This is a genomic window from Jeotgalibacillus marinus (assembly GCF_040801915.1).
GTDB lineage: Bacteria > Bacillota > Bacilli > Bacillales > Jeotgalibacillaceae > Jeotgalibacillus > Jeotgalibacillus marinus.
Window position 1 is genome coordinate 78,111 of record NZ_JBFMIA010000002.1, and the last position, 24,825, is coordinate 102,935.

A 24,825-nucleotide genomic window follows, 5' to 3' on the forward strand; every position below is an offset into this window, starting at 1 on the left:
AAGTGCAACCTTATCTTCCTAGCGTTTGATGCTCAATATTGATAATAAGTCTATCCATCAATTGAGCGAGCTCCCGATAAGTTTGTCTATACATCTCAACGGATCCACCAAAAGGATCTGAAACGTCGAGACCCATTCCAGTCGTAAATTCTTTTAACGTAAAAATTCGGTCCGTAGCAAATGAAAACTGTTCAACAAGCATCGCTTTGTGAGCACCTGTCATCGAAAAAACATAGTTTGCCCAGTGCACATCCGCTTGCGTCACACTGTGCGATTGATGGTCATGATGAATACCATTTTCATCAAGCACATGTTTTGTGTGATGAGAACTTTGTCCGCCTTCCATCGCAAAAATGCCTGCTGACCTGACCTCAATGAAATCAATATTTTTATGTCGTAAAATGGCCTCTGCCATCGGGCTTCTACAGGTATTTCCTGTACAAACAAATAATATATTCATAGCGTTTTCCTCCCGTACATTATCTAAGCAGACGGAACGTGATCTAAAGATAATCATACCACAAATCGTGTTTGTTGCGCTTATTGGAATCCTTTTCATTTTGCAGTCTTATATCAAGCATTGCCAAGTTATGAGACATATAACCGATCTTGAACTACCCACCACTTATCCGACCTTACGGTCTGGATTGAAGTGGGGGATTCCTAGGTACAGAAATCTAACGATCTCTAATTGACTAGGCTAACTCCGTAGTTCCTACGGTTAAGATGGCTGACGCCAACCCGAAATTCATCCCCTACATAATGCGGGGCTACACCCTTCACGCATTCGCATTTGAGGTAGGAGTATTCTTTCAGGAAAATAGATAAATAACCAAAAAACAGGAATATCAACCAAGGCTGACATTCCTGCTTTTTCTTTTTTAAAAATATATATTTAAGAGTTTTGTTTGATATGACAACTTCCTTCACGAATTTCGTTTAGATATTGCATAAACCTTTCAAAAGCAGCTTGTCCCTGCGAATCGCGTTTAAATACACCCGCGTCTTCAAGCACTTTTGAAAAAACAAACCCTACATGTTTACGAAGCACCTCTTGAACCGATCTTGCTGTAATCACTCCCTCTTCCACGACTACTTTTTTTGCCCATTGTACATGTTTTGCTGTCCGTTCATCTTTAATTGCTTTATCCAAGGAATCATTAACTAGATGATCAGCAAGAAGGCTAAGTTCTTCCTTTAAACGCCCTGGTAGAACCGCAAGTCCCATTACTTCGATCAAGCCAATATTTTCTTTTTTAATATGATGAACCTCTTTATGCGGATGAAAAATTCCTAATGGATGCTCTTCGTTTGTTCGATTATTTCTTAAAACTAAATCGAGTTGGAAGAAACCGTCTATCATTCTTGCGATAGGGGTTACTGTATTGTGTGGGATACCCTTTGTATTAGCGTGAATAGAGGCTGATTCATCGCTGTAGCCTTTCCACGCTGTTAAAATTAGGTTACCCAGCTCAGAAATTTGGTCGCGATTTTCCCCCCTTAGTCTCACTACCGACATCGCCCACTTAACCGTACCAACCTCAACTTTTTCAAAACCTGCAATCAGATACTTCTTTTCTACAGGCGCTTTCGCCATCGGAAAGTCGTGTCTTCCTGCTTGGAAATGGTCGTGACTTAAAATTGATCCACCGACAATTGGAAGATCCGCATTGGAACCAACAAAATAATGAGGAAATTGCTCAACAAATTGTAAGAGACGATCAAATCCACTTTTTGAGATTTTCATTGGTCTGTGTTCCTCAGAAAAGATAATTGCATGTTCGTTATAATACACATATGGAGAAAATTGAAAATACCATCTCTCGTTTGTTAAATTCACAGGGATAATTCGATGATTATTTCTTGCGGGGTGATTGATTCTTCCAGCATATCCAACGTTTTCTTTACATAATAAACAGAGTGGATAACTAATGGATTTAGCCTGCTTCTCTGTCGCAATGGTTTCTGGATCTTTTTCAGGCTTGGATAAATTGATTGTTATTTCAAGGCTTCCATATTCAGTTTCGCTATACCAGTGATCATTTTTTGCGATCCGATCTGTTCTTATATAATTTGCATTTTTTGATAACGTGTAGAAATAATCAGTTGCAAGCGATGGGGATTGACAATAGCGTGTGAAAAATGAATGGTTAACTTCAGAAGGACGTGATAATAAGCAATCCATAAGTTCAGCATCCAGCTGGTCGCGTTCTGTGATGCTATTTACTTGCAATACCCCCTCTTCCGCCGCCCAACCAAGGATATTCCCAAGTATTTCTACTGGATAATCTAACATTTCTTCTGGTGGTTTCACTTCTTTTATATCGTCCAACTGAAGGATTCTCATCAGACGATTTCTTACATAATCCTTGTCCATACTTCCTACCATCTGTTTTTGGATACCAAACTGGATTAATCGTTCAACCTGAATGGATATAAACACAGAATTCCTCCTTTAAATCCACAGTTATTTATGAGTCGTATAACCATTTGGATGGTTAACATACCAATTCCAAGCGCTTTCAATAATCGTCTCTAAAGAAGTGTAGTTAGGTGACCACTTTAATTGGCGTGTTGCTTTTGCAGATGAAGCAACGAGGTAAGCAGGATCACCTTCACGTCTTGGTGCCATTCGAGCAGGGATTTTTTGTCCTGTCACTTTACGTGCTGTTTCAATTACTTCCATCACACTAAAACCTTTTCCATTTCCTAGGTTGTATACGTCACTTTTTGCCTCATCACTTAATTTTTCCAATGATAGTAAATGTGCATCGACTAAATCAGTTACGTGTATGTAATCACGTATACACGTACCATCCGGTGTTTTATAATCCGAACCAAAAACAGTGATTTCATCTCGCTGGTTAAGCGCTACTTGTAGCACGATTGGAATAAGATGAGTCTCTGGACGATGGTCTTCACCTTTTTTCCCTTCAATATCTGCTCCTGCAACGTTGAAATAGCGCAGTGCAATCCAGCGAATTCCATAAGCATTCTCAGCCCACTTCAATATCTTTTCAATTGCGAGTTTTGTTTCTCCATATGGATTCGTTGGCACAGCCTGATCATTCTCATCGATATATTGAGACTGTGGCTCTCCGTAGATAGCAGCAGTTGAAGAAAATACGATTTTTTTCACTTCATGACGATTCATTGCTTGTAACAGTGAAATAGCTCCTCCAACATTATTATCATAATATTTAAGAGGATCTTTAACACTTTCACCAACTAAAGAATCTGCTGCAAAATGAATGACCGCTTCCACATCATGAGAAGAAAATACAGTATCTAAAAATGCGCTATCTCGAAGATCCCCTTGATAAAACGTGGTATCGTCGTCTACCGCTTGCTGATGTCCTGTTTGTAAACTATCAATAATTATTACATCTTTATTTTGGCGTTTTAACGCGAGCACTGCATGGCTTCCTATGTACCCAGCACCACCTGTTACAATGATTGACATTGATCAGCGCCTCCTTGTTTTATGAACTACCTTCAGAAAAATACGTTCAGCCCTTTAAAGTAGGCTTAGTTAACTCTATTAATGCGGTGTCATTCATGCATTTTTCTTCATTTCATGTGCTCCATCTCCAACACGAGCAGTATAAAATGTTGCTTTCAATCCACATTCTTTGAAGTAGTGAGCACCAACGTTTTCAATAAAACTTGGAATAGATGATGTTTTTACAATCGCAATCGCACATCCTCCAAATCCCGCTCCTGTCATGCGAGCACCAATCACACCAGTTTGTTTCCATGCAAATTCAACTAATGTGTCTAATTCTTTTCCGGTAACTTCGAAATCATTTTTCAGTGATCGATGAGAATCATTCATCAATTCACCCACAGCTAGTAAATCCCCTGCTTTCAAATAATTCAAGGCTTTTTCTGTTCTGGCATTTTCATATATTACATGAGCTGCTCTTTTAATCAAAAGCTCGTCATTTATCACACTTTTTATTTCCTCAAACTTCTCTGGAGTTACTTCACCCAATGATCGAACAGGAATGTTTTGTTGGATGCGCTTTAGAGCTTCCTCACATTCATTGCGCCTTTCATTATATTTTGACGATGCTAATTGTCGGCGTTTATTTGTGTTCATAATAACGATTTGTTCTTCTTCTAACTCTACGGGAGCATATTCGTATTCAAGCGTGTCACAGTTTAACCATATTGCATGCCCTTTTTTACCCATTCCGATCGCAAACTGATCCATGATTCCGCTATGTACGCCAATGTATTCGTTTTCCACCATTTTACATACCTTAATCATTTCAATACGTTCAATCGTTAAATTAAACAAACGTTGAAGTAGGACGCCTGTAGCCATCTCAATCGATGCAGATGATGATAGGCCTGCGCCATTTGGAATATCACCGTAGTATAGAACATCAAATCCATGATCAATCGCGTGTCCATTTTCTATGAAAAATTTTGTTACACCTTTTGGATAATTGGTCCAATCGGCTGCTGGATCAAAGCTCAGAGAATCTAGTGAGTTTTCAAGCACACCTAATTCCTCAAAATTAAGTGACATAAATCGAATCATACGATCATTTCTTTTTGCAACTAAAGCATAAGTGCCATATGTGATCGCTAACGGAAAAACATTTCCTCCATTATAATCTGTGTGTTCACCAATTAAATTAATTCGTCCCGGAGCGAAGAAACGATGCTCATGCTCTCGTTGAAAAACCCTTTTAAATGAATTTTCTAAAAAATCCAACCTCATACTCCAACCTCCTGTTTACCTAAAGAAACAACAATGAAGACGATTACAATTCTATTTTAAATTTATTTTAGTTAAAATCAATGAAAATAATATAAATTTTTCAAAATATTTTATTATTCTATTATTTTTTTATAAAAGGGCGCTCTCAATTCAACAACTGTCGAATGTTTTATATCGATGAAGTTACTTTGCTATTTCAGTAGCAGCTGTATTTGCAATTTCCTTTGGTTGTTTAATTCACTTGGGAGATGAATTAACAACTTATTAACAACAGTAAATTTACTTGAATCAATCAATTTCAGCCTAGATCAAACGTGAATAAGTTACTGATGTTACTAAAAAATGGGGAATTGTTGGAACTCAGAAGGATAACCTAACCTAGGAAGGAGAAGGTGGTAAGAAGGTAGTGAAAATGTAGTCAATATATATTGATACCTGCACCAAACGTAATACTCTCTGACAATGCCTCCACGCTAGGCATGATTTTCCCCTTTATGGCAGAGAAAAACCCAGCGATCATTTTTACTCCAAAAAAAACATGTCTCCAAAACCTAGAGACATGTTTTATTATTCAATTTCTTTTAACCATTTATGACCTGCGGCTTTGTCGAGTCGATTCATGATGGCTGCACCAATGCCTGAGGTTTCGTAGCTTTCTGCTAAAATGATATCCACAGCTTCTTCGTCAAATGCACGGATGCTGTCATAAAGTGAGTGGGCGGTTGTGTATAAGTCTTTACTGCTCCCACAAGCGACGAGTACATCTGCTTGTAATTGTTCGATCGTTTCTTTCACAGCTAAGACTCCGACCCTTTTATCCACTTGTTGATAAGTGTTGATCGTTTGTTGAAACCATTCCATTGAACCTTCTGTAACATAAAGAGGGGCAGTTGGTGCATAGTGTGTGTATTTCATGCCTGGTGAACGAGCTGTTTCATGTTGTTGCTGCATGGACGGATCCACCTCAACAAAGCCTATACAGTCCTCAATCTCTTCCTTTGATACGCCTCCTGGTCGAAGGATCATTGGAGGATCAACGGTACAGTCAATAACGGTTGATTCTACCCCTACGCCCGTTTCCCCAGCATCTACTATTCCTGCAATTCGTCCATTAAGATCGTGATAAACATGCTCTGCCGTTGTCGGACTCGGTTTGCCGCTACGATTGGCACTCGGTGCAGCGATTGGACGTGTGGATTGTTCGATTATAGCAAGCGCAACAGGATGGCTCGGAAGTCGAATGCCAACTGTATCGAGCCCAGCAGTTACTAACTCCGAAAATACACCTTGTTTCTTTCTAAATATAATCGTTAATGGTCCTGGCCAAAAGCTGTCCATAAGTTTTTCCGCCTTATCACTAAAACCTTCCACTAAGCCTTTTAGTTGGCTTTTTAAAGCGATATGTACAATCAACGGATTATCAGATGGTCTGCCTTTTGCATTGAAAATTTTTTGCACTGCTTGATCATTTGTCGCATCTGCACCAAGCCCATATACCGTCTCAGTTGGGAAGGCAACTGTTTGTCCGTCGTTTAATAATTGTGCAGCTTGTTGAATGTGTGAATAACTTTTATTTTTATCCACATTGTTATCCACAGTCCACCGGTTAGTGTGCATGTGAATCATCTCCCAAATCATTTTTATTTTTATGTTTTATCTGATCGAAACACTGTATTTTCTTCATTTAGCTCTAACTATCTTAAATTATTAGTTTATTATATTTATTTTAATCAACAATTTTGTTCTAATTGTCCACAAACCGTGTATAACTTTAATCGTTTTGTGTATAAGTTTGTGCATAAATAAGTATTTATCGTTTTATTCGGTCCATTGAGGAGATTTAGTTAAAAAATCCATTTCCACCCTTTTTGAATCCAACTTACGATAGCAGAATCTACTTTCACCGTGTCGTCTGAAAGATCTTTTTCTGGGGATAAGTCTGTTTCGCACGTTTCTTCGCTATCCTTTTCTTTCTTTTTAGAGTCGCTTATTAACACTTGTCCACAAAGATCTGGAAAAATGGAACACCACCAGTTCTTTCCTTCAGCCTCACCAAGTCTAACGACAATGGTATCAAACACACCAGATGGAAACGTACCATCCTTCGTTATTTTAGTTGGAAAAAGATGCTTCTCAAATCGAACCGTGGCACCATAAGTGAAACCCTCGTTGATTAATGCGTTCTGCACAAGTTGTTCCCATTCACTTATCTGTTCTTCAATTTTTTCAATCACTGACTCTCTTTCCCACACGTTATCCACAGCAAACGTTTTGAACAACTCTTCTTGTAGCTGTTCGTAGATTTTTTCTTTTACAGCTTGGTCCTGTTCGTTGTCGCTATGCGCAAGCACACGAAAACGGATATCTTGCTGCTCGTTTGCTTCTAATTGGTTAGTTGGAAAAAGTAAAGAGCTTGATAGAATTGCAGCTACTAGCATTTTTTTTCGCATAATCGTTCCTCCACACTTCAGTTACTACGACAGTGTGGACGAATGATTTAACTTTTAAACATGAGGCGTTAATCGACAAAATACCATTCGATCTTTCCCGTTAATGTCATACACAACTTCAACCTCGTCCTGTGGAAATACGTTTTGTAAAAGTTGTGATACGGGTTTCCCTTGACCAGCCCCGACTTCGAAGCCAATTAAGCCCGGACGATTCATTCGCCCTGGAAGTTGTTCACTCATTTGACGATATAGCTTGAGCCCCTCTTCATCCGCAAACAGCGCTTCGTGAGGCTCGTGATTCACCACAACATCAGACATTGATGATTGATCAGAATGTGGAATGTACGGTGGGTTCGACAATACCACATCAATCTGTTCATTTTGATCAAGAGGTGTGAACAGGTCACCTTCCAAAAATTTAACCTCAGCTTGCAGAGTTTCTGCGTTAGTTCTTGCAACAGCGAGTGCAGCCTGTGATAAGTCGACTGCTTTAACGCTCCAGGTCGGACGTTCAAGTTTAACAGTCACTGCTATCGCTCCACTGCCCGTCCCAATATCCACAAACGATAACGGAGCTTCTTTCTCAAATAGTTTTTCACAGCGCTCAAGTGCATAGAAAATAAGTTCTTCTGTTTCTGGACGGGGAATTAGTACATCTTTATTTACCCTAAATGTTCGTCCGAAAAATGATTCAACACCCATTATGTGCTGAACTGGAATACCCTGAGCATGCTTTTGTATGACTTGCTCATATTGGTCAAAATCTTCGTTTGTCATATCTTCTCGAAAGTTCATAAACATTTTTGTTCGATCTACATTTAAGACGTACTGCAATAAAATTTCGGCTGCATAAGGCTCGCGTTCACGGTCCTCTAAATAAGAAGAAGCCCAATTAAGGGCCTCATAAATTTTATACATTTTCGCCATTGTTCATTGACTCCATTTTACTAGATTGCTCTTCCATGATCAGCGCTTCAACCACTTCATCAAGCTTGCCTTGTAAAATTTGATCCAGTTTTTGAATCGTTAAGCCAATTCGGTGATCGGTTACACGGTTTTGCGGGAAATTGTACGTACGAATTCGTTCAGAACGGTCACCTGAGCCTACAGCTGACTTACGTACTGCGTCATATTCCGCTTGAGCTTCTTGTTGGAATTTATCATACACACGAGCGCGCAATAATTTCATCGCTTTTTCTTTGTTTTTGATTTGTGATTTTTCATCTTGAATCGATGCGACAATGCCTGTTGGTACGTGCGTTAAACGAACGGCAGACATTGTTGTATTTACCGACTGTCCACCTGGTCCACTTGACGCAAATGTATCAACGCGAATGTCTTTTTCATGAATGTCGATCTCAACTTCTTCTGTTTCAGGCAAACACGCAACCGTTGCTGTTGATGTATGAATTCGTCCGCCAGATTCAGTTTCAGGTACACGTTGAACGCGATGTGCCCCATTTTCAAATTTCATGTGAGAGTAGGCACCGTTTCCATTGACCATAAAGATAATTTCTTTATAGCCACCAACATCTGTTGTGCTTGCTTCAATGACTTCAATCTTCCAGCCTTGTACTTCTGCATAACGGCTATACATACGATAAAGGTCGCCGGCAAATAAAGCCGCTTCATCACCGCCAGCAGCACCCCTAATTTCCATAATTACGTTTTTATCATCGTTTGGATCTTTTGGAATTAGCAACACGTGAAGCTTTTCTTCTAGCATTTCAATTTCTTTCGCTAGTTCATTCACTTCTTCTTTCACCATTTCGCGCATGTCAGCATCAAGCTTTTCATCCAGCATCTCTTTTGCATCTTTATGCTGTTGGTACACTTCCTTATACTGACGATACGTTTCAACCGTTTCTGTCATATCAGACTGTTCTTTTGAGTAATCACGCAGTTTATGCGTATCACTAATAATTGCTGGATCACTAAGCATTTCATTTAATTTATCATAACGGTCTTCTACCGCCTGTAATCGATCAAACATGATTGCTCACCTCTTTAGATAGTATATAGGAATAGCTGTTTGTAGACAATGTTTACAAAATAAAAACACCTCTATTACCAGCTTTCGCCTTTAAATGAGGTGTTCATTTTATTATGAAGACGGTTGAATAGAAGAATCATTCGCAACCGTTACGCCTTTTGGAACTTCATGATGGTGTCTGCAACGTGGTTCGTAGGCCTCCGAAGCACCAACTAAAATGATTGGATCATCATAGCCTGCTGGGCGCCCTTCAATTAAACGTTGCGTTCTGCTTGCAGGCGATCCACAAACTGCACAAACTGCTTGAAACTTGGTCACTTGCTCAGCTAATGCCATTAAATGAGGTACCGGTCCAAATGGTTCACCTTTAAAATCTTGGTCAAGACCTGCAACAACTACTCGATACCCATGATCAGCTAATTTTGTTACGACATCAATTATGCCGTGATCAAAAAATTGCACTTCATCAATTGCAATTAAATCTGTATCAGGCGTTACTTGTTCCCAAATTTCAGAAGACCCATCAGCCGGAGCTGCGATAACAGATGCACCATTATGTGAAACGATCGCCTCTTCACTATAACGATCATCTACCTTCGGCTTAAACACCAAAATTCGTTGTCGTGCAAATTGCGCTCTACGTACACGTCTGATCAATTCCTCTGACTTCCCAGAAAACATACTTCCGCAAATAACCTCAACCCAGCCTGATTGCTTCATCACATACACCAGACACTCAGCTCCTTCCGCTTTTGCTTTTTCAATTGCGAGGTAAACACTTTTTAGCGAAAAAGCACTACACATCAACGATCTATATGAAAAATAAAAGAATGATCTCCTTTTTATTTGTTATGTAAGAGGAGTCATTCGACGTATTATGTTTGCCTTTGTTAATGGTTTTATTTTACGTGGTTAGTAAAAATAGAACAGGGGATAATTAGACCCAATTCGTCAATATCCCCCTTTTTTTCCCTATTTTAGCCGTAAAAAAACAGGCAAGACAAGCTCTTGCCTGTTTGAAATTTATTCTGACTTAACTGTTTCTTTAAGACCGTATTTTTTGTTGAAACGATCTACACGTCCATCCGCTGCTGCGAATTTCTGACGACCTGTATAGAATGGGTGACATTCAGAACAAACCTCAACACGAATATCTTCTTTCACAGAACCAGTTTCAAATTCATTACCGCAAGTACAAGAAACCTTAGCAATTTTGAAATTTGGATGAATTCCTGCTCTCATCTCTTTCATCTCCTTCCGCCCTGAACCATCTGGAACAGAGTAAGTAATTATAAGAATACCATGTAACTAAGTGTCGATCAAGCACACTGCTAATATTATAACAGCGTCTTTTTCGATAATCAACCACTCATTTATTTGTTACGTGAAGAACTGTTTGATTGATGGGTTTTCATTTCATCTGTTAGGTTCTCGAAAAATTCACCGTTCGTTTTGGATTGACGAAGTTTGCGAAGGAATCGCTCACCAAAGTCTTGTGAATCTGACAATGCTCGACGGATCGTCCACAGCTTGTCTAGGTGGGTTGATGGAACAATTAGCTCTTCTTTCCGCGTACCGCTTCGGCGAATGTCAATCGCAGGGAAAATACGACGTTCAGCTAAGTTACGATCTAAGTGAAGTTCCATGTTTCCTGTTCCTTTAAATTCTTCATAAATAACTTCATCCATGCGAGACCCTGTCTCCACAAGAGCCGTTGCTAAGATGGTTAAGCTACCACCTTCTTCGATGTTACGAGCAGCACCGAAAAATCGTTTTGGACGGTGGAACGCAGCAGGGTCAATCCCCCCTGAAAGTGTACGTCCACTTGGCGGAATAACCAAGTTGTAAGCACGTGCAAGACGCGTAATGCTATCCATTAAAATAATAACATCACGCTTATGTTCAACTAAACGCATTGCACGCTCTAGTACTAGCTCAGCTACTTTAATATGGTTTTCAGGTACTTCATCAAATGTTGAACTAACTACGTCAGCTTGTACCGAACGTTCGATATCAGTTACTTCCTCAGGGCGCTCATCGATTAGCAATACGATCAGTTCTGCTTCAGGATGATTTGTTGTAACCGAGTTCGCGATTTCTTTTAACAGCACCGTTTTACCAGCTTTTGGTGGAGCAACAATAAGTCCACGTTGCCCAAAACCAACCGGAGAAACAAGATCCATAATGCGCGTTGATAGCAATTTCGACTCTGTTTCAAGCTTTATATGACGATCTGGGTACAGCGGAGTTAGAGCAGGAAAATGCACACGCTCTTTTGACGTTTCAGGATCCTCACCATTGACTGCTTGCACATGAAGAAGTCCGAAGTAACGTTCATTTTCTTTAGGAGGACGTACTTTTCCAGACACCTTATCCCCATTTCGTAAATCAAAACGGCGAATTTGTGATGCTGATATATAGATATCCTCTGAGCTTGGCGAGTAATTGATTGGACGCAAGAATCCAAAACCTTCAGATTGGATGATTTCAAGAACACCTTCCATAAAGAAAAAGCCTTCTTGCTCGGCACGAGATTTTATAATAGCAAAAATAAGTTCTTTTTTTGTCAGTTTGCTATAGTACGATATACGATATTCTTTCGCCAGCTCGTATAATTCTTTTAATTTCATATTATCCAGCGACGACATTGTCAATTCCATAAGGACACCACACTTTTTAAATTTTCAGTTCTCTAGCCATACGTTGTTGGTTGGTTGTTGAAATGGGTAAGGGCATATTACTAGAAGAAAAGAGGTTGATTGCTTTTAACCGTTGATTGGAGCGTGAAGAAATCTTTTTATCACCATCATTTTACCTTTTTTCAGTGAGACACGCAATGCTAAAAAAAATGAAGCTTCGAGTCCAAATTAATTATGTTCTCGAAACTTCACGTGTGTTTACGCTTGAAATGAATTCGGAGGAACTTATACGTCCATTTGCTAGGGCTGTACGAGCCGCTTCCGCTTTCATTTCATTACTAAGTTCGGTTTTTTATTCAAGCTATGGTTGCCTTCTACGAAGCGTATCGTGCCTGATTTTGCTCGCATAACTAGTGAGTGCGTTTCGCCGTAGGTTGCTTTAAATTGAACCCCTTTTAAAAGCTCACCATCTGTTACGCCTGTTGCAGCAAAGATCGCATCGTCACCACGCACTAAATCTTCCATTAGAAGAATTTTGTTGGTGTCGATGTTCATCGCTTCACAACGAATTACTTCTTCATCATTTTGAGGAAGTAGTTTCCCTTGGATTTCACCGCCAAGGCATTTCAATCCGACTGCTGCGATAACGCCTTCAGGTGCGCCACCTGAGCCAAATAAAATGTCCACTCCCGTTGTGTCAAATGCTGTATTGATGGCACCAGCAACATCCCCATCGTCAATGAGTTTGATTCTAGCTCCGGCATTTCTAAGCTCTTCTATAATCTTTGCGTGGCGGGGGCGATTTAAAATTGTCGCCACAACGTCTTCGATGTCTTTATTTTTCGCTTTCGCAACAGCCTTGAGGTTGTCCAATACGGAAGCGTTAATATCAATTTTACCGACGGACTCTGGTCCAACAGCAATTTTCTCCATATACATATCTGGTGCGTTTAATAAGTTACCATGGTCAGCGACAGCTAAAACAGCAAGCGCATTCCAACCACCTGAAGCGACAATGTTTGTTCCTTCGAGTGGATCAACAGCAACGTCAAGGCGTGGTCCATATCCAGTACCAAGCTTTTCACCAATATAAAGCATTGGGGCTTCGTCCATTTCCCCTTCACCGATGACAACTGTACCTTTCATTGGAATGGTATCAAACACATCTCTCATCGCAGTAGTGGCTGCATCATCCGCCTCCATTTTAAGTCCTCTCCCCATCCATCTTGCAGATGAAAGAGCTGCTGCTTCTGTTACACGCACGAGTTCCATCGATAAACTACGTTCCATGTGTCCCATCCCCTTTTTATGTTATCTCGGGATCAGTATAACACATTCGCACCAAAATGTGACATACTATTTTGTTTTCAAGAATTTTTAACTTGTTCGAGCTCTTCTTCTGTCATTTTTTCACGCCAAACAACTGCGCCTAACCCCGTTAATTTATCAATTAGATCACTATACCCACGATCGATGTGCTCGAGTCCAGTGACTTCCGTGATTCCCTCTGCCATAATGCCCGCGATAACAAGCGCTGCACCCGCACGTAAATCAGAGGCTTTTACTCGATCCCCTTGAAGGTTCGTCGGTCCATAAACAAAGGCTGAACGACCTTCTGTTTTGATATTCGCGTTCATTCTTCTGAGTTCGTCTGTGTGCTTAAATCGGGCAGAATAAATTGTATCTGTTATCGTAGCCGTTCCTTCCGCTTTCGTTAATAGCGTCGTCATTGGTTGCTGCAAGTCTGTCGGGAAGCCCGGGTATACGAGCGTTTTAATATCGACTGCACGAAGTTTGTCTGTCTTGCCAATATGGATGTCTTCGTCGTCTACTTCAATTGGCACGCCCATTTCGCGGAGCTTTGCAATTAACGATTCCATGTGAAGCGGGATTACATTTTCAACTGTCACACCACCACCAGCGGCTGCACCGAGAATCATGTATGTACCTGCCTCTATTCGATCGGGAATAATCGTATGTCTTGTTCCATGAAGCTCCTCCACGCCATCAATTCGGATGACATTCGTTCCTGCTCCTTTGATTTTTGCCCCCATATTGACTAAAAGGGTAGCAACATCAATGATTTCAGGTTCTTTTGCGGCATTTTCAATTATTGTTTGACCTTTTGCACGTACAGCGGCAAGCATAATGTTGATGGTTGCACCAACACTAACCACATCTAAATAAATGCGTGCTCCTTTTAACTCATCTGCCCGTAAATAGATTGCCCCCTGTTCGTTTGTTACTTTTGCACCCAACGCTTCAAACCCTTTAATATGCTGATCGATCGGTCGAGGTCCAAGATGACAGCCACCTGGTAAACCGATCACTGCTTTTTTAAAACGTCCAAGCATGGCGCCCATCATGTAGTAAGATGCGCGAAGCTTTTTCACACGTCCATTGGGAATTGGCATAGCGACCATCCCCTCAGGATTAACGTGCATTTCACCTTCATGAATCGCTACTTTACCGCCAATCTCTTCTAGCAGTTCTTTAAGTGTGAGGACGTCTGAAATTTCAGGTAAGCCCTCAATGACTGTTGGAGAATCGGCTAATATTGTTGCAGGAATGAGTGCTACGGCGCTATTTTTGGCTCCACTTACTTTAATATTGCCGTGTAAAGGGTGTCCACCTTCTATTTTAAGTTTATCCATGTTGAAGCTCCTTCCGCCATTCCATTAAGAAGCGTTGTAGAACCCTTTTTGTTGTGACTCTTTTTCGCTCTTAATCACACTGGTTCATCGATGACTTTTATGTTAGTGTGTACACACTTCTTTCCATTCATGTGAAAGAAATTATGAGAATAGATAAAAATTATTTCTGTTTATTCCAATCGTTTAAGAATGCTTCAATCCCCGCATCTGTTAATGGGTGGTGGAACAATTGTTTTAACACTTTAATTGGGCAGGTAGCAATGTGTGCTCCGTTTAATGCTGCTGAAGTGACGTGTTGAGGATGACGTATGGATGCCGCAATAATTTCCGTGTCAATTTCGTGAATTGTAAAAATATCTGAAATTGTGTTGATTAAATCCATGCCGTCATGGCCGATGTCATCGAGTCTACCTAGGAAAGGTGATACGTATGCTGCTCCTGCTCTTGCTGCAAGCAACGCTTGGTTCGCACTAAAGATCAGTGTTACGTTTGTTTTGATCCCTTGTTTCGCAAAAGCAGCAGTTGCACGCAGTCCATCAGGGGTCATTGGGACTTTGATAGTGATGTTTGGTGCAATCTTAGCCAGTTCTAGTCCTTCTTTGATCATACCTTCTGCCTCAGTTGAAATCACTTCTGCACTTACCGATCCATCAACAAGTGACGTAATTTCTTTTAAACGATCATGAAATGAAATGTTTTCCTTTGCTACTAAAGACGGATTTGTCGTTACCCCGGCAACAATTCCCCAGCTATGCGCTTCTTTAATTTCATCCATGTTAGCTGTATCAATAAAAAATTTCATCTCGCCATCTCCTTATTCGTGTTAAAAAAATTAAAAATACAGATTTTTAAAGATAAACTAAAGGCTGACTCTAAACCAGCCAACTCCTAGGATGGATTCTCAGATTGAGCATGTATGCTTCATCTGAAGAACATCATCCTTTGGCGTCGGCTCTTGTTCGTGAGTCAGCCTCTTTTATGATATGACTCTTTTCCTTTAAACAGGAAACCGAGACTTAGTTCTTACGCTTGATTTGAAGAACCAAATTCACGCATTTTACCAGCGACTGTCGTTTTGATTGCTTCACGTGCAGGCCCTAGGTATTTACGTGGATCATACACTTCAGCATCAGTAGCTAAAACTTCGCGAACAACTTTAGCTGAAGCAAGTTGGTTTTCTGTATTTACGTTGATTTTTGCCGTACCGTAAGAAATGGCTTTTTGGATATCCTTAGTTGGGATTCCTGTTCCGCCGTGAAGTACGATTGGAACACTAGCTGCCAAACCGATTTCTTCCATTTCCTTAAAACCAAGGTTTGGTTCGCCTTTGTAAGGACCGTGAACAGAACCTAGTGCTGGTGCAAGTGTATCAATGCCTGTACGTTCAACAAGCTCTTGACATTCTTTAGGGTCAGCGTAAATAACGCCATCAGCGATCACGTCATCTTCTTGTCCGCCTACAACACCTAGCTCAGCCTCAACTGAAACACCTTTAGAATGAGCGTAATCAACTACTTTAGCTGTAACTGCAACGTTTTCTTCAAAAGGACCGTGAGAAGCATCGATCATAACAGATGTGAAACCTGCATCAATCGCTTCTTTACATTTTTCAAAACTTGAACCGTGATCTAAATGAATGGCAACTGGCACTGTGATATTCAAGTCCTCTAAAAGACCTTCAACCATTTTAACAACCGTTTTAAATCCACTCATATAACGTGCAGCACCCTCGGATACTCCAAGAATAACTGGTGATTTTTCTTCCTCAGCCGCTTGAAGAATAGCTTGAGTGAACTCAAGGTTGTTCAAGTTAAACTGTCCTACTGCATACCCTTTTTCTTTTGCTATATTTAACATGTCTGTCATTGATACTAAAGGCATAATTATAATCCTCCTTGTAATTGAATGGTTTTATACCGGCTGTGATCATTGAATAGGATCCCCCTATTCAATGGACTCAACAAATATTTTTCCCTAATATCATATCAAATGAAACACCATTTGACTATGTTTGCACCTTACCCATTAAAAGAAATATAATTCAAGCTATTTATACTATTCAACTAACGTACTGCAAATATTTTCGTACAACTTGTCGGATATCCTCAATGTCAAAAGGCTTCGTCACTTGTGTAAGCGCACCCAAATCTTTTGCCTCTTGAATCATATCTAATTCGCCATAAGCGGTCATTATTACAACACGAATAGCAGGACGTTGCTTCTTCATCCGCTTCAGAATTTCAATGCCGTCCATCCCTGGAATCTTCATGTCTAATAATACGAGGTCAGGATCTTCTTTAAGAAAAGCGAGTGCCTCATGGCCATTAGCTGCTTGGAATGTTACATACCCCTCTTTATTCAGTACCTCGTTCAATAATATCCTAATACCGAATTGGTCATCTACGATTAAAATTTTCTCTCCCACTTTTTTCACCTCATTAACATAATAAGTCTTTATGCCTATACCTGTCGATATATTTTCAAATTCTTCTTATGCTATGGTACATTCTACAGATATTGAACATTTCCTGCTTATGTTCTCAATTAGGGAATAAGAATTGTTTCACACCATTCAACAAATAGAACTTTACACCTTGAAAAACACTGAAAGGGATGAAGAAAAATGTTAAAAATGTTTACAACCCAGCTTTCTGGATTATTTTTAAGAATTCACGGAAAAGAAGAAATGGAAATAGAAGACGCAGCTCGCCTACTCGCACAAGCAGCAGTTGGAGAAGGTACGATTTTCATAAAGGGATATCGTGAAATGAATGGCGTGGTGAGTGAAGCCTTGACTGGCGAAGAACCTCTACAAGGCATGCGTGAGTTCGTTGACATTGACGAGTTAAGCGGGACTGACCGTGTGTTGCTTGTAACGAGACGCTCAACGGATGAAGAAGCGCTGAAGCTCGGTGCAAAACTTGTTGAAAAAGATATTCCGTTTGTTACGATTTGCGGCGTAGTGAAAAATAGTGAACACGATCTTTTGTCGATGGCTAATGTTTGCTTGAACACGCAGGTTGTAAAAGGTATGTTACCGCATGAAGATGGTGGTAGATTTGGTTTTCCATCATTGATTGCGGCTTTGTATCTATACCATGGCGTGAAGTTTACGCTTGAGGAAATGGTTGAAGAATATTAGGAGAGCAAACTACTTCAACGACAGTTCTGTTTGGATTTCTTGAACAGCATATTGATGATGACCGCTATTTTTCAACTATAAAGAGCAAAAACGACAAGCCGCAGCTTGTCGTTTTTTGTGCAATACGATTATTTCGCCAATGTTGCTTTGATAAAGTCTCTAAACAGTGGTTGTGGGCGCGTTGGGCGTGATGTGAATTCTGGATGGAACTGGGAAGCGACAAACCATGGGTGGTCAGCTAGTTCGATGATTTCAACTAGGCGGCCGTCAGGGCTTGTTCCTGAAAATAGGAATCCTTCGTTCTCCATTTGTTCACGGTATTGATTGTTAAATTCAAAACGGTGGCGGTGACGTTCATATACAACTTCTGCATTGTATGCTTCAACCGCTTTTGTGCCAGCGTCTAATCTACATGGGTAAAGGCCAAGACGAAGCGTTCCACCTAGGTCCTCAATATCTTTTTGTTCTGGTAAAAGGTCGATGATTGGATGCGATGTTGTTGGCATAATTTCAGCCGAGTGAGCACCCTCTAGACCCAATACATTACGTGCAAACTCGATTGAAGCAAGCTGCATGCCGAGACAAATTCCGAAGAATGGTGTTTTTGTTTCACGCGCATAGCGAATAGCTTCGATTTTCCCTTCGATTCCACGGTTACCAAATCCTCCTGGTACAAGAATTCCGTCAACATCACCCAGCTCTTGCTCGATGTTTTCACGAGTAAGTAATTCGGAATTTAACCATTTCACTTCAACATCCACGTCAAACTGGTACCCAGCGTGTTTTAACGATTCAACAACAGAAATATATGCATCTTGAAGTTCAACATATTTACCGACAAGGGCGATTTTCGTTTTTCCTGAAAGGTCACGAACACGATCAACAAGTGCGTTCCATTCCGTCATATCTGGTTCGCCCACATCAAGTTTCAAATGTTCGCACACGATGCTGTCCATTTTTTGTGCTTGAAGTGCAAGTGGAACTGCATATAATGTATCTGCATCTGCTGCTTCAATAACTGACGATTCATCAATGTCACAGAATAGCGCAAGTTTGTCTTTCATATCTTGAGAAATGGGCATTTCCGTACGCACAACGATGATATTTGGTTGAATCCCTAGACTACGTAATTCTTTTACACTATGTTGTGTTGGTTTTGTTTTCATTTCGCCTGCTGCTTTTAGGTAAGGAATGAGTGTACAGTGAATGTACATCACGTTGTCACGTCCAACGTCACTTTTAATTTGGCGAATGGCTTCTAAGAATGGTAGCGATTCGATATCTCCAACTGTTCCACCGATTTCCGTAATAACGACATCTGCACTTGTTTCACGACCTGCACGGTAAACGCGTTCTTTTAGTTCGTTCGTAATATGTGGGATAACTTGTACAGTTCCGCCAAGGTAGTCACCACGACGTTCTTTTTTCAGAACAGTAGAGTAAACCTTTCCTGTCGTGACGTTACTGTATTTATTTAAGTTGATATCGATAAAACGCTCATAGTGGCCAAGGTCTAGATCCGTTTCAGCACCGTCATCTGTTACGAAAACTTCACCATGCTGATATGGGCTCATCGTTCCTGGATCCACGTTAATGTATGGATCAAATTTTTGAATCGTGACATTCAACCCTCTATTCTTCAATAGACGTCCAAGTGATGCGGCTGTAATTCCTTTTCCGAGGGACGATACTACGCCACCTGTTACGAAAATATACTTTGTCATGCTTCTTTCTCCTTTCGATGCTATCGATCTGATTTCTAAATTAGGCTTTACTTAGCTTGCCTTTTTATGAGGGTGTTCAACAAATTATTTGAACTATAGCGTATCGATATTTTGTAAGATCTAGCTAATAAAAAAAACAAAAAGCGCCCCACCCACGTGTAAAAACGCAAGGGAGCGCGAATATCTGCGATTGATCCTTTTTCAAGGAGCCCAAATAAAATACTACCATCAAAAAACGAGAAGTCAAGTACAAAAATGCAAGCAGATTATTCAGATCCAACAAGTATAAGCCGCACAACACAAGTAAGCGAACGGCTCGTTCAGACCCGGCAAAACTCAAGTACAGTGCACTTATTGAGTAACACTAAAACTTAAGCACTTGCAAATCAACTATTTATCATCCTCGTCTTCATCAGCATCTTCATCTTCATCTTCATCGAGGTCATACTCATCTTCGTCCACTAGCTCTTCATCGAAGTCATCCTCGTCGTCAGCATCCTCTGACTCATCGTACACAAGGTCGTCTTCTTTGTCGTCTAAGTTATCAAAGTCAAGATCCTCATCAGCTGCTTTTTTCTTTTTGGCTTTTGATTTTGTCTTTTTCTTTTTCTTTGTTTGAATTTCGCTTGTCACTTGCTCATCCTCTACTTGATCAAGTGGATACCACGTACGCAAGCCCCACTTGTTTTCTCCTAAAGAGATGAATCTGCCATCTACATTTAAGTCTGTGTAAAATTGAACCATGCGAGCTTTCATTTCTTTATCGTTATACCCAAGAAGCTTCTTCCATTCATTTAACATATCATGAAAAGACATCGCCTCGTGGCGTTCAACGAGAAGGTAATGTGTGATTTCGATAAATGAATATTCACGAAGTTCTTCTTTTGATAGATTCTTAAGTTCCATTACGTGCACTCCTTTTAGTTAGAAAGGGGGCGTTCACCTTAAGTGAGGCACCCCATACTCTCTTTTCAAATGATACTTCCTATTATAAAAAGAAATTTCTTTTTTGTTCTCCGAAAGCATATTATCCATTATAACCAAAGTCATAATGATTATGCCATACCTACTATCGCAATTCCGTGAATTAATCCCTCTACTGTTTTCGATCCTTGTCTGCTTGCTTCGACTCGAGGAAGGCACAATAATAGAGAACAATGGATAAAAGCAACAATGGGATCGCACCTAACATTCGATTATAGAGCATAATAGTGATTACAATCATCAAGATTATGGTCGCATATAAGACTAGTGTTTTAGCCATTGGCTCACGTCCTGTCTGCATAAAAATTATGTATATCTTTATTATAACCGAAACTGAAAAACCTGACGCAATATTATTCCTAGCGTCAGGCAATTTACATACTCTTTACATGTTTCTACGATATTGCCCGCCAACTTCATAGAGAGCGTGTGTGATTTGGCCAAGACTTGCCACTTGAACCGTCTCCATCAACTCTGAGAAAAGGTTCCCCCCTGAAACTGCTGTGTCTTTAAGGCGTTGTAACGCTTCTTCAACTTCCGCATCGTTTTTCACTTGGAAAGTTCGTAAATTATTGATTTGCGTTTCTTTCTCCTCTTTTGTTGCACGAGCAAGTTCCATGCTGTCCATTTGCTCTTCAGATGGAGGGTTAGGATTTAGATAAGTGTTCACGCCAATAATCGGCAGTTCACCTGTATGCTTTTTCATTTCATAAAACATGGATTCTTCTTGAATTTTGCCACGTTGATATTGTGTTTCCATAGCACCAAGGACTCCACCACGATCATTAATGCGCTCAAATTCTTGGAGTACCATTTCTTCAACTAAATCTGTTAACTCTTCTACGATAAAAGATCCTTGAAGCGGGTTCTCGTTTTTGCTTAGCCCGTGTTCTTTCGTAATGATCATTTGTATCGCCATTGCACGTCGCACGGATTCTTCCGTTGGTGTTGTAATTGCTTCGTCGTACGCATTCGTGTGAAGAGAGTTACAGTTATCCTGCAGCGCCATTAATGCTTGGAGCGTTGTACGAATATCATTAAAATCGATTTCTTGCGCATGCAGTGATCGACCTGACGTTTGAATATGATATTTTAGCTTTTGACTACGCTCGTTTGCACCATACTTATCCCTCATCACTATTGCCCAGATGCGTCGAGCTACACGACCAATCACTGTGTATTCAGGATCGAGACCATTTGAGAAGAAGAATGATAGGTTTGGTGCGAATGCATTAATATCCATTCCACGGCTTAAATAATACTCCACATACGTAAAGCCATTTGCAAGAGTAAAGGCAAGCTGAGAAATTGGATTTGCTCCCGCTTCTGCAATGTGATAACCAGAAATTGACACGGAATAGTAGTTACGCACTTTTTGATCAATGAAATATTGTTGAATATCACCCATCATACGCAAGGCAAATTCTGTTGAGAAAACACACGTGTTTTGTCCTTGATCTTCTTTTAAAATATCAGCTTGAACTGTTCCTCGTACAACTTGAAGTGTCCCTGCACGAACGTCCATAAACTCTTCCATCGACAATGCGCGACCTAGTTCTTCTTCTTTACGCTTAACTTGTTGATCCACTGCAGCATTCATGAACATGGCTAAAATGATCGGTGCTGGACCATTGATCGTCATCGAAACTGAGGTTGATGGCGCACAAAGATCAAACCCGGCATAAAGCTTTTTCATGTCTTCAAGTGTACAAATACTAACACCACTTTCGCCGACCTTGCCATAAATATCAGGACGATGGTCAGGGTCTTCGCCGTAAAGAGTTACAGAGTCAAACGCTGTGCTTAAGCGTTTTGCATCGTCATCTTTTGAAAGGTAATGAAAACGACGATTCGTACGTTCAGGGGTTCCTTCACCAGCAAATTGACGCTTCGGATCTTCACCCTTTCGCTTAAACGGGAAAACACCTGCTGTGTAAGGGAATGAACCTGGCACATTTTCTTTGAATACCCATTTTAAAATTTCACCGTAGTCCTCGTATTTAGGAAGCGCAACTTTTGGAATCGACAAACCAGATAAGCTTTTCGTTGTCAGCTCCGTTACGATTTCTTTATCACGAATTTTCGTTGTGAATTGTTCTTGAGCATAAAGAATTTTTTGGTCCTGCCAGCCTTCAAGTACTTTTTTCGACTCAAGTGAAAGCTTCTCCCATACCTCTTCTTTCAACGATTCAAGCGATCCCCCCTCTTTATCTTGCTCTTTTAGCGCTTCAATTGAACCTTCTAATTGGAAGAATCGACGTGCCAGCTTAGATTGTTGTTCGCTAGTTGAAAAATAACGACGAACGCTTTCTGAGATTTCACGCAAATAATAACGCCGGTCATTTGGAATAATGACATTTTGTTTTTCAACGTCTGCTTTTGTTGAAAAAGCCGTAGCCCAGTCAAGTTCGGTCTTTTTGTTAATGACACCAATGAGTGTTGCAAAAAGTGCATTCGTTCCAGCATCATTAAATTGAGACGCGATTGTGCCAAAAACCGGCATATTGTCGAGATCTTCTTCAAATAGCATGTGGCTTCGTTGGTATTGTTTTTGAACTTGACGCTTTGCATCTTCAGAACCTTTACGTTCATATTTATTAATCACGATGAGATCTGCATAATCAATCATGTCGATTTTTTCGAGCTGAGAAGGTGCACCAAATTCACTTGTCATAACATACATTGACACATCAGCGATTTCCGCAATTTCTGCATCCCCTTGCCCAATTCCACTCGTTTCAATAATGATCAAGTCAAATTCTGCCGCTTTCGCAACAGAAATGGCGTCTCTAATTGCAAGTGACAGCTCACTTTTCGATCCACGAGTCGCCAAACTCCTCATGTAAACACGATCAGAGAAAATAGCGTTCATTCGAATACGGTCACCAAGTAGTGCGCCGCCTGTTTTTTGCTTTGTTGGGTCAATCGAAAGGATCGCCACTTTTTTGTCAGGAACCTCGTTGATGAAGCGACGGATGAGTTCGTCTGTTAGTGAACTTTTCCCTGCTCCACCTGTACCTGTAATTCCAACGACTGGCGCAGATTCTTCAATTTTTTTCACCTGATCCATAATCACTTGCCACTGATCTTGATCTCCTCCACCTGCCTGCATTCGGTACTCAGCAAGCGAAATGAATTTTGATATAACAGGAGTTTTACCTGTTTTTAACTCGTTCATTTGGTCTGTCATTTCTGAATTAACCGTTGAAAAATCGCATTCTTCAAGCATTTGGTTAATCATGCCTTGAAGACCGTGTTGACGGCCGTCTTCGGGTGAAAAAATCCGAGCGATACCGTATTCATGGAGCTCTTTTATTTCACGAGGAATGATAACCCCTCCACCTCCGCCATAAAGACGAATGTGAGGAGCCCCTCGTTCCTCTAGCAAATCATACATGTATTTAAAATATTCAACGTGACCACCTTGGTACGATGAAATCGCGATACCTTGCACATCCTCTTGAATCGCCGCGTTTACGACTTCTTCAACAGACCGGTTGTGCCCTAAATGAATCACTTCCGCTCCGCTCGATTGTAAAATACGACGCATAATATTGATCGACGCATCGTGCCCGTCAAAAAGACTAGAAGCCGTTACAAATCTGACTGAATTCGTTGGCTTGTAGATCGTTGCTTCATTTACAGACATTATGATTCCCCCTTCTTCTCTGCTGCTTTGTAGCCTTTAATGCCAATTAACAACAATTCAGTTTGACGTTCAATGTACTGCTCGATAGTGTACGTGTGATGAAGCGCCCATCTTCTAAATCCCCACATCTGCCCCTGGACAAAGATGTTTTGAGCCAACAAATGAATTTGTTTCTCCTCTATATGTAGCTCTCCTTTTTCAACACATTGCCTAATTAGCGTTTCAAACATTTGAACCATCTCTAGTTCTTTTTTTAAAACGTAAGGCAGTGCATCTTTGGACAGTGATTTCGTTTCTTGATACATGACTAGAACTTCGTCTTGCATCGCGTCCACTACTTTAAAATAATGAGCGATGCCGATAGACAGATCGCTAATCGTCCCACCGTTTAAATCCATGCTATTAAGCTGCGCTCGAACCTCATCGTAAATGCGATCACAGACGAGGTACAGCACATCTTCCTTTGTTCTGATGTATTCATAAAGTGTCCCGATACTAAAGCCAGACGCACGAGCAATTTCCCGAGTTGTCGTCCGGTGAAATCCCTTTTGCTTAAATAGCGAAACGGCTCCTCGAATCATTTGATTACGACGCATCTCAACTAATCGTTCATCTTTCACTGAAGACTGCACTTCACGTCGTTTATCCAATCGCATCAGCCACCTTTCGTTTTATGTGATCGAAATATTCGTACCGTCGCATCGCTATCGTGGATTGTGCTTAGCAGGGCTAAACGCCCGCTTCCGCTTTTACTTTATCCAGCTTCAGCGGGCAGGCTCTCGGATCGTAAGGAATGCGACTGCGGTGGTAAAGAACGCCCTCCTCGGCGCCTCCCTTACGTCTGTCGAGCCTAAACGC

At 40.7% G+C, this 24,825-nt stretch carries 22 protein-coding genes; 1 reads left to right on the forward strand and 21 read right to left on the reverse strand.

Annotated features, from left to right (window positions below):
- Positions 1 to 10 precede the first annotated feature (10 nt).
- The 16 genes from AB1471_RS03390 to AB1471_RS03465 form a co-directional block, all read right to left on the reverse strand.
- A complete protein-coding gene (locus AB1471_RS03390; RefSeq protein ID WP_367778191.1) occupies positions 11 to 460 on the reverse strand; it encodes a low molecular weight protein arginine phosphatase in 450 nt (149 codons plus the stop codon).
- Positions 461 to 895: 435 nt separating this feature from the next.
- Positions 896 to 2,443 carry a UDP-glucose--hexose-1-phosphate uridylyltransferase gene (gene galT / locus AB1471_RS03395; protein ID WP_367778192.1) on the reverse strand — a complete coding sequence of 516 codons (1,548 nt, stop codon included), beginning with the start codon at positions 2,441 to 2,443 and terminating at the stop codon, positions 896 to 898.
- A 24-nt stretch (positions 2,444 to 2,467) separates the two neighbouring features.
- Positions 2,468 to 3,463, reverse strand: coding sequence for a UDP-glucose 4-epimerase GalE (gene galE / locus AB1471_RS03400; protein ID WP_367778193.1), 996 nt, complete (start codon positions 3,461 to 3,463; stop codon positions 2,468 to 2,470).
- Between the two features lie 93 nt (positions 3,464 to 3,556).
- Positions 3,557 to 4,732, reverse strand: a complete 1,176-nt coding sequence (locus tag AB1471_RS03405; protein ID WP_367778194.1) for a galactokinase — start codon at positions 4,730 to 4,732, stop codon at positions 3,557 to 3,559.
- A 567-nt stretch (positions 4,733 to 5,299) separates the two neighbouring features.
- Positions 5,300 to 6,349, reverse strand: a complete 1,050-nt coding sequence (locus tag AB1471_RS03410; protein WP_367778195.1) for an L-threonylcarbamoyladenylate synthase — start codon at positions 6,347 to 6,349, stop codon at positions 5,300 to 5,302.
- A 227-nt stretch (positions 6,350 to 6,576) separates the two neighbouring features.
- Positions 6,577 to 7,182: a stage II sporulation protein R gene (locus AB1471_RS03415; protein WP_367778196.1), complete on the reverse strand. Its 606-nt coding sequence runs from the start codon at positions 7,180 to 7,182 to the stop codon at positions 6,577 to 6,579.
- A 54-nt stretch (positions 7,183 to 7,236) separates the two neighbouring features.
- Complete coding sequence (gene prmC / locus AB1471_RS03420) at positions 7,237 to 8,109, reverse strand: peptide chain release factor N(5)-glutamine methyltransferase (RefSeq protein WP_367778197.1); 873 nt, start codon at positions 8,107 to 8,109, stop codon at positions 7,237 to 7,239.
- Entirely contained in the window at positions 8,093 to 9,175 is a 1,083-nt protein-coding gene (gene prfA / locus AB1471_RS03425; RefSeq protein WP_367778198.1) for a peptide chain release factor 1, read from the reverse strand. Before prfA ends, prmC begins: the two co-directional genes overlap by 17 nt.
- A 111-nt stretch (positions 9,176 to 9,286) precedes the next feature.
- A complete protein-coding gene (locus AB1471_RS03430) occupies positions 9,287 to 9,904 on the reverse strand; it encodes a thymidine kinase (protein ID WP_367778199.1) in 618 nt (205 codons plus the stop codon).
- 294 nt (positions 9,905 to 10,198) lie between these two features.
- Positions 10,199 to 10,417: a 50S ribosomal protein L31 gene (gene rpmE / locus AB1471_RS03435; RefSeq protein WP_367778200.1), complete on the reverse strand. Its 219-nt coding sequence runs from the start codon at positions 10,415 to 10,417 to the stop codon at positions 10,199 to 10,201.
- Positions 10,418 to 10,548: 131 nt separating this feature from the next.
- A complete protein-coding gene (rho, locus tag AB1471_RS03440) occupies positions 10,549 to 11,835 on the reverse strand; it encodes a transcription termination factor Rho (RefSeq protein WP_367778201.1) in 1,287 nt (428 codons plus the stop codon).
- Between the two features lie 306 nt (positions 11,836 to 12,141).
- Entirely contained in the window at positions 12,142 to 13,104 is a 963-nt protein-coding gene (gene glpX, locus AB1471_RS03445; protein ID WP_367778202.1) for a class II fructose-bisphosphatase, read from the reverse strand.
- 77 nt (positions 13,105 to 13,181) lie between these two features.
- Positions 13,182 to 14,468, reverse strand: coding sequence for a UDP-N-acetylglucosamine 1-carboxyvinyltransferase (gene murA / locus AB1471_RS03450; RefSeq protein ID WP_367778203.1), 1,287 nt, complete (start codon positions 14,466 to 14,468; stop codon positions 13,182 to 13,184).
- A gap of 160 nt (positions 14,469 to 14,628) precedes the next feature.
- Positions 14,629 to 15,270 (reverse strand): fructose-6-phosphate aldolase, encoded by a 642-nt coding sequence (gene fsa / locus AB1471_RS03455; RefSeq protein WP_367778204.1) that lies wholly within the window; start codon positions 15,268 to 15,270, stop codon positions 14,629 to 14,631.
- 221 nt (positions 15,271 to 15,491) lie between these two features.
- A complete protein-coding gene (locus AB1471_RS03460) occupies positions 15,492 to 16,349 on the reverse strand; it encodes a class II fructose-bisphosphate aldolase (protein ID WP_367778205.1) in 858 nt (285 codons plus the stop codon).
- A gap of 178 nt (positions 16,350 to 16,527) precedes the next feature.
- Positions 16,528 to 16,893 carry a response regulator gene (locus AB1471_RS03465; RefSeq protein WP_367778206.1) on the reverse strand — a complete coding sequence of 122 codons (366 nt, stop codon included), beginning with the start codon at positions 16,891 to 16,893 and terminating at the stop codon, positions 16,528 to 16,530.
- A 198-nt stretch (positions 16,894 to 17,091) separates the two neighbouring features.
- Here AB1471_RS03465 and AB1471_RS03470 point away from each other — a divergent pair, with 198 nt between their 5' ends.
- The gene (locus AB1471_RS03470) at positions 17,092 to 17,610 is read left to right on the forward strand and encodes a DUF2529 family protein (RefSeq protein WP_367778207.1); all 519 of its coding nucleotides are present in this window, start codon (positions 17,092 to 17,094) and stop codon (positions 17,608 to 17,610) included.
- Between the two features lie 128 nt (positions 17,611 to 17,738).
- On the opposite strand, the gene pyrG is transcribed toward AB1471_RS03470, so the two are convergent.
- The 5 genes from pyrG to AB1471_RS03495 all read right to left on the reverse strand — a co-directional run bounded on the left by pyrG (position 17,739) and on the right by AB1471_RS03495 (position 24,617).
- A complete protein-coding gene (pyrG, locus tag AB1471_RS03475) occupies positions 17,739 to 19,334 on the reverse strand; it encodes a CTP synthase (RefSeq protein WP_367778208.1) in 1,596 nt (531 codons plus the stop codon).
- Positions 19,335 to 19,724: 390 nt separating this feature from the next.
- Positions 19,725 to 20,240 carry a DNA-directed RNA polymerase subunit delta gene (rpoE, locus tag AB1471_RS03480; RefSeq protein ID WP_367778209.1) on the reverse strand — a complete coding sequence of 172 codons (516 nt, stop codon included), beginning with the start codon at positions 20,238 to 20,240 and terminating at the stop codon, positions 19,725 to 19,727.
- Positions 20,241 to 20,430: 190 nt separating this feature from the next.
- Positions 20,431 to 20,598, reverse strand: a complete 168-nt coding sequence (locus AB1471_RS03485; protein ID WP_367778210.1) for a hypothetical protein — start codon at positions 20,596 to 20,598, stop codon at positions 20,431 to 20,433.
- 105 nt (positions 20,599 to 20,703) lie between these two features.
- Positions 20,704 to 23,967, reverse strand: a complete 3,264-nt coding sequence (gene icmF / locus AB1471_RS03490; RefSeq protein WP_367778211.1) for a fused isobutyryl-CoA mutase/GTPase IcmF — start codon at positions 23,965 to 23,967, stop codon at positions 20,704 to 20,706.
- A complete protein-coding gene (locus AB1471_RS03495; RefSeq protein ID WP_367778212.1) occupies positions 23,967 to 24,617 on the reverse strand; it encodes a TetR/AcrR family transcriptional regulator in 651 nt (216 codons plus the stop codon). Before AB1471_RS03495 ends, icmF begins: the two co-directional genes overlap by 1 nt.
- Between the last annotated feature and the right edge of the window lie 208 nt (positions 24,618 to 24,825).

Coding starts and splice junctions, on each gene's coding strand:
- AB1471_RS03390 (WP_367778191.1), bottom strand. CDS start 460: ATGAATATATTATTTGTTTGTACAGGAAATACCTGTAGAAGCCCGATG.
- galE (WP_367778193.1), bottom strand. CDS start 3,463: ATGTCAATCATTGTAACAGGTGGTGCTGGGTACATAGGAAGCCATGCA.
- AB1471_RS03405 (WP_367778194.1), bottom strand. CDS start 4,732: ATGAGGTTGGATTTTTTAGAAAATTCATTTAAAAGGGTTTTTCAACGA.
- AB1471_RS03410 (WP_367778195.1), bottom strand. CDS start 6,349: ATGCACACTAACCGGTGGACTGTGGATAACAATGTGGATAAAAATAAA.
- AB1471_RS03415 (WP_367778196.1), bottom strand. CDS start 7,182: ATGCGAAAAAAAATGCTAGTAGCTGCAATTCTATCAAGCTCTTTACTT.
- prmC (WP_367778197.1), bottom strand. CDS start 8,109: ATGGCGAAAATGTATAAAATTTATGAGGCCCTTAATTGGGCTTCTTCT.
- prfA (WP_367778198.1), bottom strand. CDS start 9,175: ATGTTTGATCGATTACAGGCGGTAGAAGACCGTTATGATAAATTAAAT.
- rpmE (WP_367778200.1), bottom strand. CDS start 10,417: ATGAGAGCAGGAATTCATCCAAATTTCAAAATTGCTAAGGTTTCTTGT.
- rho (WP_367778201.1), bottom strand. CDS start 11,835: ATGGAATTGACAATGTCGTCGCTGGATAATATGAAATTAAAAGAATTA.
- glpX (WP_367778202.1), bottom strand. CDS start 13,104: ATGGAACGTAGTTTATCGATGGAACTCGTGCGTGTAACAGAAGCAGCA.
- murA (WP_367778203.1), bottom strand. CDS start 14,468: ATGGATAAACTTAAAATAGAAGGTGGACACCCTTTACACGGCAATATT.
- fsa (WP_367778204.1), bottom strand. CDS start 15,270: ATGAAATTTTTTATTGATACAGCTAACATGGATGAAATTAAAGAAGCG.
- AB1471_RS03460 (WP_367778205.1), bottom strand. CDS start 16,349: ATGCCTTTAGTATCAATGACAGACATGTTAAATATAGCAAAAGAAAAA.
- AB1471_RS03470 (WP_367778207.1), top strand. CDS start 17,092: ATGTTAAAAATGTTTACAACCCAGCTTTCTGGATTATTTTTAAGAATT.
- pyrG (WP_367778208.1), bottom strand. CDS start 19,334: ATGACAAAGTATATTTTCGTAACAGGTGGCGTAGTATCGTCCCTCGGA.
- rpoE (WP_367778209.1), bottom strand. CDS start 20,240: ATGGAACTTAAGAATCTATCAAAAGAAGAACTTCGTGAATATTCATTT.
- AB1471_RS03485 (WP_367778210.1), bottom strand. CDS start 20,598: ATGGCTAAAACACTAGTCTTATATGCGACCATAATCTTGATGATTGTA.
- icmF (WP_367778211.1), bottom strand. CDS start 23,967: ATGTCTGTAAATGAAGCAACGATCTACAAGCCAACGAATTCAGTCAGA.